The sequence below is a fragment of the Polyangium fumosum genome (genome assembly GCF_005144585.1).
GTDB classification, from domain to species: domain Bacteria; phylum Myxococcota_A; class Polyangia; order Polyangiales; family Polyangiaceae; genus Polyangium; species Polyangium fumosum.
Genome location: NZ_SSMQ01000028.1, coordinates 1 through 14789, shown reverse-complemented (window position 1 = coordinate 14789; position 14789 = coordinate 1). Strand labels below are relative to the sequence as shown.

Genomic DNA, 14789 nt, shown 5'->3' with positions numbered 1-14789 from the left:
GGCACGAGATCACGAGACGAGGACGAGGAGAACTTCATGGGACTTCGATCATCGGGATGCAGCGTCATCACCGGGGCAGGGGGCGGCTTCGGCCGCGCGCTCGCGCTGGAGCTCGCGGCGCGCGGCGGGCGGCTCGTGCTCTCCGACATTCAGCCCGGCGCGGCGGAGGAGACGGCCCGCCTCGCCCGCGCCCGCGGCGTCGCCTCGGCCACGGCGCTCGGCTGCGACGTGACGAAAATCGAGGACGTGGAGGCGCTCGCGAACGCTTGCGAGGGCCCCGTCGACCTCCTGGTCAACAACGCCGGCGTCAGCAGCGGCGGGCTCGTCGGGGACCTCTCGCTCGCGGATTGGCGCTGGACGATCGAGGTCGATCTCTTCGGCGTGATCCACGGCTGCCACACCTTCGTTCCCCGCATGAAAAAGCAGGGCGCCGGCCACATCCTCAATGTCGCCTCCGCCGCAGGCCTTTTGTGCGCGCCGCGCATGGCCGCCTACAACGCCGCGAAGGCGGGCGTCATCGCGATCTCGGAGACCTTGGCCGTGGAGCTCGACGGCACGGGCGTGGGCGTGACCGTCCTCTGTCCGACGTTTTTCAAGACAGACATCGTGAATTCGGGTCGCTTCGCGGATCAAGAGACCCGCACCATGGCAGACCAGCTCATGGCGGGCGGGCGCCCGGTCGAGGAGGTGGTCCTCGCGGCGCTCGCGGCCGTGGAGCACGACGAGCTGTATGCGGTGCCCATGGCCGACGCGCGCTGGCTCTGGAGGATGAAGCGCGCGTTGCCGAGCTCGTTCCGCAAGCTCATCAGCTTCGGCGTGAATCTGCGGGCGAAGCGCTGAAGGCCCGCCCTCGATGGACGAGCTCGGCCTTCAGCGCAAACCTTCGAGATAAGAACCGAGCCCCCGCTCCTCGGACCAGGTGCGGAGTTTTTCCAGCGCCTTCGACTCGATCTGCCGAATTCGCTCGCGGCTCAGCGAGAACGAGCGGCCGATCTGCTCCAAGGTATGGTCGTCCTCGCCCGTCAGCCCATAACGGAGCCGCAGGACCTCACGCTCGCGGGGCGTGAGCGTCTCCAGCATCTCGCTCGTGGCCTCGCGCATGCGCGTCCGCGCGAGCGCCTCGTCGGGCGCGTCCGTCTCGCTCGCCAGGGTGTCGCCGAAGCGGAAATCGCCCTCATCGCCCATGGGCGCGTCGAGGCTGACCGGCATGAACGAGAGCGCGCGGACCGCCTGGACCTTGTCGAGCGGCACGCCCGAACTCTCCGCGATCTCCTCCTGCGAGGGCAATCGCGCGTTTTTCTGCGAGAGCGCCCGCTCCGCGCCGAGGACCCGCCGCCGGCTCGCCGTGAGGTGCACCGGCATGCGCACGTCCTTGCCTTGGTAGAGGAGCGCCCGCTCGATGGATTGCCGGATCCACCACGCCGCATACGTGCCGAACCGATACCCGCGTGAATAGTCGAACTTGTCGGCGGCCCGGATGAGGCCAAGGTTGCCCTCCTGCACGAGGTCGAGCAGGGGGACGCCGCGGTTCGAATAATGGCGCGCCGTCGCGACGACGAGGCGCAGGTTCGCCCGGACGAGCTCGCCCTTCTCGTGCGCCGCCCGCGCCCGCGCCTTTGCGGAGCGATCACGCGCCTCTTCGATGCGCGCCAGCTCCTCGGCGTGGGTGGCCTTCGCGCGGGCCACGAGCGCCTGATCGAGGCGCTCGACGAACGTCGGGTCGACCCGGAGCGCGTCGAAGGCATCCGCGAGATCCGTGGGCAGCGCGGCGTCGCTCTCCGGCCCTTCGGCGAGCGCGCGCGCCCGTTCGAGCGCGTCGACGAGGCGGCGCGTGCTGTCCGCCGCGTCCGGGGCCTCCCCGTTGAGGAGGAGATCCCGCGGGTTTGTCTGGCCAGACTGAATTTCCGCCGCCATCGCGGCGAGCGCGTGCACGCTCGCGGAGGAGCGTACGAGCGCGGACAGCGCGTCGCGCTCGGCGTCCACGATACGACGCCCGAGCTCGGCCTCGGCCTCGCGCGTGAGCGGCTGGCTTGCTTCGAGCCCCCGCAGATAGAGATCGGTCGCGTCCTGGATCGGAGCCGCGCGAGGCGCCGGGGGCGTGGGGGCCTTGCGCGTGCGCGGACGACGCGTGCGTGCGGGCTCCTTCGCGGGGCCCGCGATCCTGAGTTTGTTCAATGTGGTCTCCAGACCCGCGTCCTGCCCGGCGAAGACGCGGCGGAGGGTGGTGCTCGCCGGGATTGGGGAACATAAGCATCCCTCGCGCCTCCGAAAGGGGGGCGCACAAAAGAATCGCGGGCGAGGGAACCATCCCAGCCGTCGAATACGAATGATGTGCGGGCGTTCAGCCAGTCAGGAGCATGGCCACCATCACGGCCGAGGCGGTCTCGCCCCAGCCGGCGAACGTCTCGGGGATCCGGACGCTCACGAGCTCCATCGAACCCCCACAACGTAGCGACCCTTCGTAAATGTGCCCGCGCCGCGCGAGATCGAACCCGCAGAGGCCGACGGTCCCGGTGAGCGCCTCGGACCCGATCCAGAGATCGGTGATGCGTCCGCGGAGCAGCCCCTCGACGTGCTGCCGCTTCTCCACGCGCGTCACGCGGAGCCGCAGGGGCTCCGCGCCCCACAGCCCCTCGACCTCGGCGCCGCGGACGGAGGCGCTCAGCGTCTTGCCGAGCACGAGGCCGCGCAGGGCCTTGCCGTCGTCCTCGGCGTAGAGGCCGACGTTCACGACCGGCCCGATCGCCGTCCCCTCGCCGATCGTCGCGTGGACGACGTGCCCGCCCGAGCCCTGCAGGAAGAAGTCGTTCGGCCTCCCGGGCTCGTCGTAGAGCGCCTCCTGGGAGGGCATGTTCGGCTCCTCGTACCCGCAGGAGGCCGGCGCGAGGAGGGCGAGCGCGACGAAGGAGAGGGAGAGCCTGGGCATCACGGACCTCGGCGGAGGATAAGCCAAAGGGCGCGTCTCGCAACGGCCCAGCATCAGACGAACCCCGCCTCGCGCAGGAACGTCTCCTCCACGGCCGCGTAATCGAGGCTCACGTCGAGGCGCGCGAGGACCGAATAAAAGCCGAACTGCAGCCGGTTCATGAAGAGCATGCCGGGCGGGAGCTGCACGAAGTTGCCGTCCTTCTTGAACAGCACCTCGTTTTTCATCTCCTTGATGCCCTCGACCAGGCTCGCCGCGTACGCCCGCGTGATCCGGTAGGGCGAGCCGAAGATCGGCTCGAAGCAGCGGCGCGAGTACGCGACCGCCATTCGCTCGTAGACCCCGCCCTCCGTGAGCAGGATCTTCGTGGCGATCTCGCCGAACGCCTCTTCGTCCCGGCGCAAGGCCGCGAGGTGGAGGTTTCGCGCGAGCGTGAGCCGCTCGCCCTCGATGGGCTGCACGCAGCCGAAATCGAGGAAGATGATCGAGCCGTCGTCCTGGAACAGGTAATTGCCCGGGTGCGGGTCGGCGTTGAACATGCCGCCGACGAGGTTGCCCTTGAAGACGAACCGCCAGAGCGTGTCGGCATACCGCTCCCGGATCACGAGGTCCGCCTCGCAGGCCTCTTCCAGGGCTTTTCCGTGCACGAGCTCGCTCGTGAGCACGCGCTTGCTCGATCGTTCGAGGATGACCTCGGGAATACGGATCGCCGGATCACCTGCGTGCAGCGCCGTGAACGCGCGTTGCCTCCGGGCTTCGAGCTCGTAATCGAGCTCCTCCAGGAAGCGCGCCCGGAGCTCGGCGAGCACGGCCTTGGGCTCCAGGCGCTTCGGCCCGAGCACCGCGACCATGCCGCCGAGGACATCGGCATTCTCGAGGTCGCTCTCGACGGCCTTTTCGATGCCCGGGTGCTGCACCTTCACGGCGACCTCGCGCCCGTCGTCGAGCCGCGCGCGGTGCACCTGGCCGATCGAGGCGCTCGCGAACGGCTGCTCGTCCCATTCGGCGAAGAGTTTGTCGATCGGCGCCCCGAGGTCCTCCTCGACCCGCGCGCGGATGGCGGCGGGGGACGAGGTCGGCGCGGCGTTCCGGAGCTTGCGCATGGCCGTCTCGTAGGCCTCGCGTTGCCCCTCGGGGACCATGCCGTCCACGTAACTCGCCATCTGGCCGGCCTTGGCGGCGAGGCCACGCAGCGTGCCGAGCATCTCCGCGGCCTTGCTCGCGGCGGCGTCGGCGGCCGATGTCCCGCGGATCAAGCTCGCGCCCGTGCGCGCCCCGACGGCGGCGAGCCGCGCGAGCCTTCCCAGGCGTCCTTCCGGGATCTTTCGTTCGTCGGTCATCGGGGCGGAGGTGTGGGGCGCGGGCGGGGGTGGTTCAAGGTTTGTCGATCCACCGGCCGATATCGGGGATCTGGAGCTTCGAGAGGCGGTCGAGCAACGCGTCCATCGTATCGGCCGACGCGCAGAGCGGGCGGTGAATGGGGCGGATGAAGCCCTCGGTCATGGCGTGATCGAGGAACGCGACGAGGTGGTCGTAGTAGCCGCGCACGTTGAGCAGGCCGACCGGCTTCTTGTGATAGTTGAGCTGGGACCACGTCACGACCTCGAACACCTCCTCGAGCGTGCCCCAGCCGCCGGGCAGGGCGACGAAGGCGTCGGCCATGGAGGCCATCATGGTCTTGCGGGCGTGCATGCTATCGACGATGAAGAGCTCCGTCAGCCCCTCGTGCGCGAGCTCGCGGGCTTTGAGCTTCTCGGGGATCACGCCGTAAACCCGGCCGCCCTTCATGAGCGCGCCTTCGGCGACGGCGCCCATCATGCCGACGCGGCCGCCGCCGTAGACGAGGTCGATGCCGCGCTCGGCGAGGAAGGCGCCGGCTGCGCGGGCGGCGTCGAGGTAATGGGTCCCGACGCCGCCGGAGGACCCGCAGTAGACCGCGACGCGGCGGAAATAGGTGCGCGTGCTGTTCATGCCGCGGAACATAGTCCAGGGCGCCGGCCCTGGCATCCGGAAAATTCGGTAAGGGCGGAAAGTTGCTCCGCGTGTCGTTTCGCTACGGCCCGATGTGGGTGGCCGCGGCGCCGTCGACGATGCCCTTCACCCACTCGGACATGGGCGTTCCATCCACGTTGGTGTTGTAATAGCCGTTGCCGCCGAGATAGGTGTGGGTCGTGGCGCTCACGTAATAGCTGCTCCACGCGGGTGATTGCTGGAGGAAGCTCTCGCGGATCTCCTCGAGGCCCGCGGTGTATTCGGCGCCGGAGAGCGCCGTCGGGAAGAGGCCGTCGATGTTCTGGCAGTCGTTTTTCCCGTAGCCGTAAAACTGCGAGATCGTGTTGTCCTTGTCGGACGAGATGAGCCCGAGCGAGGCCTCGGGGTATTTCTTCCCGAGGAGCTTCCAGGCATTGGCGAGGCCGCCGCCGTTCGGGAGCGTGCATTCGACGCAGTCGGCGGGGAGCGTGTCCGGGAAGTTGTAGAGATCGCGCCAGCGCTTCTGGAGGCAGGGCGCCATGTAGGTGTCGCCCATCGGGGGGCCCGAGTCGTCGATCAGCGCGACGGGCGTGGGGCAAAACGCCTGCGCCACGCGGTCGTAATTGTAGAACGCGCCGAACCCGCCCGCGCTCACGCCGGTGAGCAGGACCTCGGTCACGTTCTTGAACGTGGGGATGATGCGCTTCAGGTAATGGCCGATGTTCGCGTACCCGACGAACTGCTGGCCCTTGGGGGAGAGCCCGCCCGGCACGTCGGCGCCCGGGGCATTGCCGGCGTGCACGTCGCCCGTGCAATAGGGGACGTAGACGAAGCTCCAGTCCTTCACGGCGTTTTCTTCCTCCACCGTGCTGAAGATGCCGTTCTTCCCGCCGCCGTTTTTCCAGTTGTCGAAGTTGTTCTGCCCGTAGGAGCTCGGGTTCAGGTTGCACGTCGTGCCGTTGAAGCACGCGCCGCCGCCCTCGAGGAAAATGACGAGCTTCGTCGATTGCGGGTTGATGCGGACGCCGAAGCCGGTGGAGCTGCCGCCCCGGCATTTCGCCTCGGGGACCGGCACCCACGTCCATTGCCCGGCCTGCGCCTCGACGGGCGCGCCGTCGAACGGCCCCTCGGGCGCGCACGCGGGCCCGCCGCCGCCGGAGCCGCCCGTCCCACCGGAGCCGCCCATTCCACCGGCGCCCGCCCCGGCGTCCCCGCCGGCGCCGCCGCTCCCGCCGTCTCCGCCCGTGCCGCCCATTCCGCCGCCGTCCCCGCCGGCGCCGCCCGAGCCGCCCACGGACGTGCCGCCGCTCGAGCTCGACGTGCTCGTGAAGAGTTGATCGGCATCGCCGTCTCCGCCGCCGCAGCCGGCCGCGGCGAGGAGCGAGACGAGAGGAATGGCAAGCGTGCTGGGTGAGAATCGAAGCGCTCTCATGGAGCCACGGTAAAGGATTGATCGCGCGCGCTCAACGCGGATCGTGGACGAACCGTTCGGGTGGAAGATTAAAAGCGGGGGTGGAAAGGGGCGGGGCGGCGTCCGTGGTGTGGAGCCCCGAAGGCCGTGCCCCTTGACCTCGCGCGCCCGACTTGCCTATCGTCTCGACCCTCGCATGGCGAACGCGCGCACGAGGGCCGGATCGAACCTGCTCCTCGACGAATACTGGGAGTCGGGGGACGACCGTTTCGTCGACGAGGTCCTCTCGCTCACGGCCGGCAAGAAGCTCAAATCGCTCGCCGAACGGTGGCTCAAGGACAGCCGGCCCTTCGCGCGCCGCACGCTGCTCGCGTACATCGCCGACGGCTGCGACAGGCCGCACCACCGGCCGCTCGTGAAGAGCCTCTTCAAGCTCGCCGAGAAGGCGCACGACGACGAGCTCCTCGGCCACTTCATGGTCGCCTTCGACAGGCTCGTGCAGCGCAAGCTCGTGGAGAAGTCGCGCTACGACGGGTCGAGCCAGCAGTCGCGCAAGGTGCGTGTCCTCGTGGGCACGGGCAACCACCCGGCCCACTTCGGGGGCCGCAACGACAGCGCGCCGCACTTCTCGAAGGCCACGCGCAACTACCTGCGCCGCCGCGTCCTGCGCTACTTCCGCGACGTCGGGCGCAAGGACCCCGTCCGGTACGGCAAGGCGATCCGCAAGGCGCTCGTGCTCTACCGCGACGATCATCTGGACAAACCCGAGCGCCTGCTCGACGCGTGGAGCTTGCTCCACGTGCTCTACCACGGCGCGGCCGCGCTCGATCGGCTCCCGGATGGCATCCGCGTCGCGAAGGATCACTCGCTCGCCGAGCTCGCCCCCGCGCCGCTCTGGCCCGAGGCGTGGCAGGGCTGCTTCGAGGACGTGCTCGCGCTCGTGACGAGCGCGAAGGGCCGCACGGTGCGCGTGTTCGCGGTGGAGCTCCTCAAGGCCGGGTACGCGCGTGAGCTCGGCGCGCTGACGATGGCGCGCCTGCGCCCGCTCATCGCGAACCCGAACGAAGAGGTGCAGATCTTCGCGGCCGATCTCCTGCGCACGGCCGAGGGCATTTCGAGCCTCACGGTGGCCGAGTGGCTGGAGCTGCTCCAGATCGACAACCCGACGGCGCTCGGCTTCCTCTGCGAGGCCATCAAGAAGCACGTCTCGCCCGCGCGGCTCACGCTCGATCAGTGCGTGGACCTCGCGTGTTCGCCGGTCGCGCCCGTCGCCGAGCTCGGGCTCGACTGGGCGATGACCAAGAAGGCGGCTGGGATCAAGGCGATCGAGGCGACGTTGCGCCTCGCGACGGCGCGCGCGCCGCGCGTGCGTGAGGCCGCGGCGAAGTGGGTCGTGTCGATCCTCTCGACCGCCAAGGAGGCGCGCATGACACACGTCCGGGATCTCGTGGACGCGCGCTACGACGACGTGCGCCGCGAGGCCCTGCAGCTCTTCGAGCGCGACGTGCGCTTCAAGGATGATCCGGCGCTCTGGTCGGCGCTCTCGGAGAGCCCCTACGACGACGTGCGCGCGTTCTTGCTCGCGCACCTCGTGCAGCGGGAGAAGGCGCTCGGTCCGGCGACGCTCGAGCGGATCTGGGCGACGACGATCCTCGCGGTGCACCGCGGCTCGAAGCAGAAGCGCACGGCGCTCTCGCAGATCGCGGCGCGTATCGTGGAACATCCGGCCGAGGCGGAGCCGCTCGTGGGGCTGCTCGGGTATGCGCTGCGCAGCGTGCGGCCGCCGGAGCGGCGCGCGGCGCTCGCGGCCGTCTCGCGCGCGGCGTTCCAGGCGCCGGCGCTTCGCAGCGCGATCGGGCGCAAGTTGCCGGAGCTCTCGCTTTTCCAGGAGGAGAGGGCGTGAACGTCGACCTCCGTTATCTGGGCAAGAGCGGCGTGCTCGGGGCGGCGCAGAGCCTGCTCGTGCGTTTTTCCCCGAACCTCGCGCGGCCGAAGACCTTCTTCGACGCCGAGCTCAAGGACGCGATCCGCTTTCGCGAGGCCATGAGCGCGCTGCACGACGTGGTCGTCGGCGACCTCAAGTTCCGGAAGAAAGACAAGACCGCGTACCAGGCGTGGAAGAAGGCCGAAGAAGAGCGCGAGGCGCAGCTCAAGGCGCAGCTCTTCGATCAGGCGAAGCGCGCCGAGCTCGCGCGGCTCGCGAAGGAGCCGATCCCGCCGAACCTCGATCGCGACTTCCGCAAGATGCATCGCCTCTACTGGGACGCGCGCGTCAAGTGGGCGAACGAGCTGGCGCGGCACGATCCGGAGCTCTTCCGCCACCTCGTGCCGTGCGACCCGGTCGTGACCGTCGCGCCCGACGTGGTCTTCTTCGAGTGTTTCTCCAAGGACGAGTCGAGCTACGGCTGTTTGTCCGTGGACCGCGACTCGTTCGTGGGCGCGCAGGAGGCGGGGCTCGGCACGACGAACGTCGATTACTCGATCGCGCTCTACGAGCATTTCCAGACGCTGCGGAGCTACCGGAAGACGCGCCTGTCCGTGGACCCGACCGGCTTCGACGTGAAGGTCGAGGGCGTGGCGGACTACCGCGAAGAGAAGATCGATCTGCCGCCCTCGTGGCTGCGTGGATTCGGTCAGATCCAGGCCTCGACGTGCCTGCCGAGCCGCCGCGTGGATCTGCCCGTCGAGGTCGTGTACGCGATCCTCGCGCATTTGAAGCGCCACCGCGAGAAGACCGGGCCGCGCAGCATCCGGTTCGTGCTCACGCCGGGCAAGGCGCCGAAGATCATCCTCGATCCGTGGGGGATCGAGATCCCGTCGCGCGGGCCGGTGTACGACGGCGGGCTCGAGATCGGCGGGAGCAGCGCGGGCGGCAAGCTGGGCCCGTATCGCTCGGCGCCCGCGGGTCGCGAGATCACCGAGGAGGTCAAGATCTGGGGCCGGCGGCGGCTCTTCGCGCTCGCCCGCGTCCTGCCGCTCACGGATCGCGTCGAGGTGCGGCTGCTCGGATCGGGCCTGCCGAGCATCTGGATCGCGCACATGGGCGACATGCGGCTCGTGCTCGCGCTGAGCGGGTGGACCACCAACGACTGGACGAGCGGCTCAGGGCTCGACCTGCTCGCGGGCGCGACCGAGCCGGATGCGCGCACGATGCTGCAGGCGGATCGGTTCCTCCAGAACGAGCAGCGCGCGACGTTGCCCGCGATCGCCGCGGCGACGGGTGCGTCCGAGGAGAGCCTCGTGCCCGCGCTGCACCTGCTCGCGAAGCGCGGACAGCTCATCTTCGACCACGCCGATCAGGTGTATCGCTACCGGCAGGTGATGCCCGCCGTGCTGAGCGAGGCCTTCCTCGGGCCGGAGCACCCGGAGCTCGTCGAGGGCCGCGCGATGGCCCGGAGCAACGCGGTGACGATCGATCGGGACGAGCTCCTCTCCGACGGCCGGCGCGCGGTCGTCGGCAAGGCGAAGGGCACGGCGTGCGAGGCGATCTTCGACGAGGACCTCGCGATCAAGAAGGCGAAGTGCTCGTGCTCGTACTTCTACAAGAGTGGCCTTCGGGCCGGGCCTTGCCGGCATTTGCTCGCGCTCAAGATGGTGCTCTCGAGCCGCGCCCTGCCGCAGGCGCCGAAGCCCGAGCCCGCGCCCGAGGCGCCGAAGGCGTCGAAGTGGTCGTCGGGCGAGAGCTTCCCGATCCCCCGCCAGATCCTCGACGACATCCGCAAGGTGGCGAACCGGAAAAACACCACGGTGTCGCGGGTGCTGGAGGAGGCGTGGGACGTGGCGATGCCGCGGATCCAGGCGGAGCGATCGTGGACCACGGCGCTCGCGCTCGCGGATGTCACGCTCGCGCGTTCCCTTGCCACACGTGTACCGGCGGACGCCGTGGAGGAGCGGCTCGCGCTCCCGCCCGACGTGCTCGCCGAGGTGAAGCGCGTCGCGGATCGGTTCCGCGCCGAGCGCGCATCCGTCCTCTGTCTGGCCTGGCTTCTGGGTAGGAAGTCGTTGTAGGAATGGTCTTGTCGTCTCGTTCGACGCGCTCGCGTCCAGCCTTGCAAGGAGGTCCGTCCGCCCGAGCCCACCATGCTGCGGCGTTCCGCCGTGGCGGAGTTCGTTCCCCCATGCGTCCCCGCGCCCGATGTTCTTTTGGCCCTAAAGCCCCCTACCAGCATCCACTCAGCGGACCCTTGGGTCTGGATGCCGGTAGGGGGCCTAGGGCCTCGGTGATCGGACGTGGTCCTAGGCGAGTAGTCGGGCGGACGGGCTTCCTTGGAGGGCTGGACGGCGCGTCGAACGGTGCATCAAGGGTCGCTCGCCCGAGCTCTCGGGCGATGCGCATCGCAACCTCGATCTAGCGGGAGTTGCCGTGGGCTTCTGGGACAAAGTCAAGTCCTTCATCGGCACCGGCAAACCCGGCGAGGGCGAGCCCGGGAAAAACGAGCCGGACGACAAACCGAAGGCGGCATCGGCTTCGACGACCTCGTCCTCATCGTCATCGTCGACCAAGTCGACGACGACGGGAGCTGCGACGGGGAGCGCGACGACCGCCGTCGCGACGTTTACCTCGACGAGCCCCGCGCCTGCGGCGAAGAAGAAGGACAAACCGAAGCCGAAGGACCCGTACGACACGTCGGGGATCCTCGGGTTGTCGGCGGACGAGATGCGCAAGCGCGCGCTCAAGATCAACCCGTACCAGACGGCGTGGATCGGGCGCGTGGACACGATCCCGCCGCAGAGCGACGAGCGCACGGCGCTGATCGATCGGGGCCTCATCCTGCGCGGTTTGCTCACGGAGGCGCAGATCGAGGAGATCCACCGCGTCGGTGATCTCTGGCTCAAGCACAACGAGGCCACGAGCCTGGCGTCCACCGTGGCCCGGAAGAAGGCCGACGAGGCGATCGAGGAGCTGCGCCGCCAGAAGGCCGAGCGCAAGGCGGAGAAGAAGCGCCTCGCGGCCGAGCGCAAGAAGAAGCACGCGGAAGCCGTCGCCAAGCGTCGCGCCGAAGACATCATCTTCCTCGGCCGCGGCGTGTCCGGCAGCCTCGGCGATCGGCGCGCGAACGTCGAGTCGTTGCAGAAGCAGGGGTTGCCCTTGCTCTCGACGCCGGCGGAGGTCGCGAAGGCGCTGGGCCTGCCGATCCCGCGTCTGCGCTGGCTCTGCTACCACAACGACGCGGTCGAGAAGCCGCATTACGTGTACTTCGAGGTACCCAAGCGCTCGGGCGGCATGCGCTTGCTCTCGGCGCCGCACGAGGCGCTCTCGAAGGCGCAGCAGTGGATCCTCCAGAACGTGCTCGCAAAGCTCTCGATCGAGGCCGAGGCACACGGGTTCGTGAAGGGCCGCTCGACGGTGACGAACGCGCGAGCCCACCTCGGCCGCGGGATCGTGGTGAACCTCGATCTCTCGGACTTCTTCCCGACGATCACGTTCGGCCGCGTGCGCGGGCTCTTCGAGTCGATCGGGTACTCGCCCGCAGTGGCCACGATCTTCGCGCTGCTCTGCACGGAGTCGCCGCGCCGGAAGGTCGTGTACGACGGGACGACATACTGGGTGGCCGTGGGCGAGCGGGGATTGCCGCAAGGCGCATGCACGAGCCCAGCAATCTCGAACCTGGTCGCGCGCAAGCTCGATCGGCGTCTCACAGGCATGACGCGCAAGATGGGCTGGACGTACACGCGGTACGCAGACGACCTCACATTCTCCGCGGCAAACGAGGTCGTGGACGACGGCAAGGGCGGCCAGAAGAAGGGTCGGGGCGACCTCGGAATCCTGCTCGCGCGGGTGCGGCACATCGTGCAAGAGGAGGGGTTTGCCATCAACCCGAAGAAGGGGCGCGTGCAGCACGCAGGCGGGCGGCAAGAGGTCACCGGGATCGTGGTGAACGACAAACTCGGGATGCCACGCGAGGAGGTCCGCAAGCTCCGCGCAATCCTGCACGCCGCAAAGAAGACCGGGCTCGCCGCGCAAAACCGCGAGAACATCCCCCACTTCGAAGCGTATCTGCAGGGGAAGATCGCCTACCTGAACATGGTCGACCCCGAGCGAGCGATGCAACTCGCAAAGGCATTCCTCGAAATTCCGCGCTGACACGCGAGGAAGCGCCGCACCCGGGGCGCTGCCCCGGACCCCGCAGGGGGCTGTCCGCCCCCTCGACCCCGGACCAGCGAGGCGCTGGACCCAGGGTTGAAAAACTGCGCGGAGCGCAGTTTTTCAAACAGGCCGACGAAGAACCCAGGGTGCCAGCCGAGCCAGCAGCGCGGCTGTCTTGGTGGGGAACGCCGCTGCCGGTCTTGACCGGGCCTGTTCGATGAACTGCGCATCGCGCAGTTCATCGAGCTTGGGTCCAGCCTCTGGCTGGTCCGGGTGCAGGGGCGGACAGCCCCTGCTGGGGCCTGGGGCAAAGCCCCAGCGAGGCGGCTTCGAGAGGAGACCGATGCACAGAGCCGTGATCCACCCCCGCTCCGCGACCGATAGCGGCCAGGTGACCCCGTCCCTCTCCCACTCCGCGTCCATCCCACACGAAGGACGCTCCGATCCTCCCCCGCGCTGCCCCCGTACCCACCAAGCCGAGCCGTGATCCTCCGGTGGTCACGCCATGTTCCCTGGCAGGACGCCCCGTCCCTCCCGTGGTCACGACGCGCGCGGGGCCAGGCGAGCCGTGATCCAAGCCCCTCGACGAAGCGCACGGGGCCAGGCGAGCCCTGTCCGCCCCGGGGCGCTGCCCCGGTCCCCGCGGGGGGCTGTCCGCCCCCTCGACCCCGGACCAGCGAGGCGCTGGACCCAGGGTTGAAAAACTGCGCGGTGCGCAGTTTTTCAAACAGGCCGACGAAGAACCCAGGGTGCCAGCCGAACCCGCCACGCGGCTGGTTTGGTTGGCAGGGTCGTTGCTGGTCTTGACCGGGCCTGTTCGATGAACTGCGCGGAGCGCAGTTCATCGAGCCTGGGTCCAGCCCCTGGCTGGTCCGGGTCCAGGGGTGGACAACCCCTGGTCGGGGTCCGGGGTGAAACCCCGGCGCAACGCCGTGCCGGCTCTACCGCCGGATCCGCACGATCGTGCTCTGGCCGAAGGCCTGCACGGCGCGCATGCCGTGCCAGCCTTCGGGCACGGTCGGGTCGGTCCAGTCGAAGACCCATTTGGCGTCGATCGGCGCCATGTTCACGCAGCCGCCGCTCTTTGGCTCGCCCCAGGCGTCGTGCCAGTAGGCGCCGTGCAGCGCGTGGGGGCCGCTGAAGTTCAGGACCCAGTTCACCTCGGCATGTACGAGGTTCTCGTCCGAGCTCGACACCATCGACGCCGTGCGGAACTTGCCGTCGACGCGGAAGAGGCCGACGGGCGTGGAGGCGGTCTTGAGCGGTTCGATGCCTGGGTACGGCACGCCGCCGCGGCCCGGGGAGATCATCGTCGCATAGACTGGGCGTAGGCCCTCGTAGGCGACGAGCGTGCCATTCAAGACGCGCACGTCGACCCATTTGCTCTTCGTCGGATCTTTGTCGGCGAGCCAGGGCGCCTCGGGGACGGCCTCGACGATCTGCGCGTCCTCGGCGAGGACGTAGATGCCGCTCTCCTTCGTCTCGACGAACGCCTTGCCGTCTTGCTCGATCCGCGTGCCGGTGAGGCCGACCCAGCCGAGCCGCGGGAACGTCTCGTCGGTCTGCACGAGCTTGCCTTCGGCTTCGCGTTTCCATTTCGGGCGTGGCTTCTGGCGGAAGAACGCGAGCGGGAGCTTCACGTCGTCGCCGAGCGACACGCCGTGGAACGTGGAGCGCGGGTAAGGCTTGAGGCGATCCTTCGGGAGGATCGCCTGGTCGGCCGTGAGGACGAACGTGCGACCGCCGGACTCGAAGGCCCGCACGAAGGCGATCGTCGAGCCGAGCTGGACGAACTTGCGGTTTTCCCGGACGAGCGGGCCAAAGGGCACGAGCTCGGGCGGGCCCTCGCCGGAGGGGGCGAGGTCGACGCCGACGAGGGCTTTGTCGATCGCGGCGATCGCGGCCGTGTCCCCTGCGGCGGCGCGTGCTTTTTCGACCTTGGCCTCGTGTTTTTCGAGGTCCCATTCCGCCTCGTGTTGCTCGGCGCGCGTGGGGATGTGGTCATAACGCGGAGCGCCAATGGATTCGCCGTACTGGTACGGCCAGGGCGAACTCACATCGGCTGCGTCGCGCCGCAGGATGACGATCGCCGGGTCTTTTTCGTCGATCGTCGCGGTGGCGCCTGCGCAGACGTAGCCGCGTGGTTCGACGGCGTACCAGGCGTCGCAGCCACCATACCCCTTGATGTGCGCGGCTTCGACGCTGCCGCCTTTGAGCGGCACGGAGCTGCCGAGCGCGAGGTATCCGATCCAGGCGCGGCTTGCGCCGGGCTCGGGGTGGATCCAGGCAAACCGCCCCTTCGACCAGATGCGCGGCGCAGCGGGCGCGGTTGTGGGCGCGGGAGCGGCGGCGGGCGCGGCTGTGGGCGCGGCGGCCGTCGCGGGGGCGGCGGC

At 69.2% G+C, this 14789-nt stretch carries 10 protein-coding genes; 4 read left to right on the top strand and 6 right to left on the bottom strand.

Annotation, left to right across the window (positions count from 1 at the left end; genetic code table 11):
• The first annotated feature begins 36 nt into the window (after positions 1 to 36).
• On the top strand, positions 37 to 840 hold the full coding sequence (locus E8A74_RS25100; RefSeq protein WP_136931602.1) for an SDR family NAD(P)-dependent oxidoreductase: 804 nt from the start codon (positions 37 to 39) through the stop codon (positions 838 to 840).
• A 30-nt stretch (positions 841 to 870) separates the two neighbouring features.
• Here the strand turns inward: E8A74_RS25100 and E8A74_RS25095 are convergent, their stop codons facing one another.
• From E8A74_RS25095 to E8A74_RS25075, 5 genes are all read right to left on the bottom strand, one after another.
• Positions 871 to 2175 carry a sigma-70 family RNA polymerase sigma factor gene (locus E8A74_RS25095; RefSeq protein WP_136931601.1) on the bottom strand — a complete coding sequence of 435 codons (1305 nt, stop codon included), beginning with the start codon at positions 2173 to 2175 and terminating at the stop codon, positions 871 to 873.
• Positions 2176 to 2341: 166 nt separating this feature from the next.
• Positions 2342 to 2926, bottom strand: coding sequence for a hypothetical protein (locus tag E8A74_RS25090; protein ID WP_136931600.1), 585 nt, complete (start codon positions 2924 to 2926; stop codon positions 2342 to 2344).
• Positions 2927 to 2979: 53 nt separating this feature from the next.
• Positions 2980 to 4266, bottom strand: a complete 1287-nt coding sequence (locus tag E8A74_RS25085) for an ABC1 kinase family protein (protein ID WP_136931599.1) — start codon at positions 4264 to 4266, stop codon at positions 2980 to 2982.
• Between the two features lie 34 nt (positions 4267 to 4300).
• Positions 4301 to 4897 (bottom strand): LOG family protein, encoded by a 597-nt coding sequence (locus E8A74_RS25080; RefSeq protein WP_136931598.1) that lies wholly within the window; start codon positions 4895 to 4897, stop codon positions 4301 to 4303.
• Between the two features lie 82 nt (positions 4898 to 4979).
• Complete coding sequence (locus E8A74_RS25075) at positions 4980 to 6329, bottom strand: pectin acetylesterase-family hydrolase (RefSeq protein ID WP_170229352.1); 1350 nt, start codon at positions 6327 to 6329, stop codon at positions 4980 to 4982.
• A gap of 175 nt (positions 6330 to 6504) precedes the next feature.
• Here E8A74_RS25075 and E8A74_RS25070 point away from each other — a divergent pair, with 175 nt between their 5' ends.
• The 3 genes from E8A74_RS25070 to E8A74_RS25060 all read left to right on the top strand — a co-directional run bounded on the left by E8A74_RS25070 (position 6505) and on the right by E8A74_RS25060 (position 12393).
• Positions 6505 to 8211 carry a hypothetical protein gene (locus E8A74_RS25070; RefSeq protein ID WP_136931597.1) on the top strand — a complete coding sequence of 569 codons (1707 nt, stop codon included), beginning with the start codon at positions 6505 to 6507 and terminating at the stop codon, positions 8209 to 8211.
• A complete protein-coding gene (locus E8A74_RS25065; protein WP_136931596.1) occupies positions 8208 to 10316 on the top strand; it encodes an SWIM zinc finger family protein in 2109 nt (702 codons plus the stop codon). Before E8A74_RS25070 ends, E8A74_RS25065 begins: the two co-directional genes overlap by 4 nt.
• 355 nt (positions 10317 to 10671) lie before the next feature.
• Positions 10672 to 12393, top strand: a complete 1722-nt coding sequence (locus tag E8A74_RS25060) for a reverse transcriptase domain-containing protein (RefSeq protein ID WP_136931595.1) — start codon at positions 10672 to 10674, stop codon at positions 12391 to 12393.
• A 944-nt stretch (positions 12394 to 13337) separates the two neighbouring features.
• Here E8A74_RS25060 and E8A74_RS25055 read toward each other — a convergent pair.
• On the bottom strand, positions 13338 to 14789 hold a 1452-nt coding region (locus tag E8A74_RS25055), incomplete at its 5' end, for a L,D-transpeptidase (RefSeq protein WP_136931594.1).

What these genes read in the sequence shown, in the direction of transcription:
- E8A74_RS25075 (WP_170229352.1), bottom strand. Translation starts at nt 6,329, where the DNA reads ATGAGAGCGCTTCGATTCTCACCCAGCACGCTTGCCATTCCTCTCGTC.
- E8A74_RS25070 (WP_136931597.1), top strand. Translation starts at nt 6,505, where the DNA reads ATGGCGAACGCGCGCACGAGGGCCGGATCGAACCTGCTCCTCGACGAA.
- E8A74_RS25080 (WP_136931598.1), bottom strand. Translation starts at nt 4,897, where the DNA reads ATGAACAGCACGCGCACCTATTTCCGCCGCGTCGCGGTCTACTGCGGG.
- E8A74_RS25100 (WP_136931602.1), top strand. Translation starts at nt 37, where the DNA reads ATGGGACTTCGATCATCGGGATGCAGCGTCATCACCGGGGCAGGGGGC.
- E8A74_RS25090 (WP_136931600.1), bottom strand. Translation starts at nt 2,926, where the DNA reads ATGCCCAGGCTCTCCCTCTCCTTCGTCGCGCTCGCCCTCCTCGCGCCG.
- E8A74_RS25085 (WP_136931599.1), bottom strand. Translation starts at nt 4,266, where the DNA reads ATGACCGACGAACGAAAGATCCCGGAAGGACGCCTGGGAAGGCTCGCG.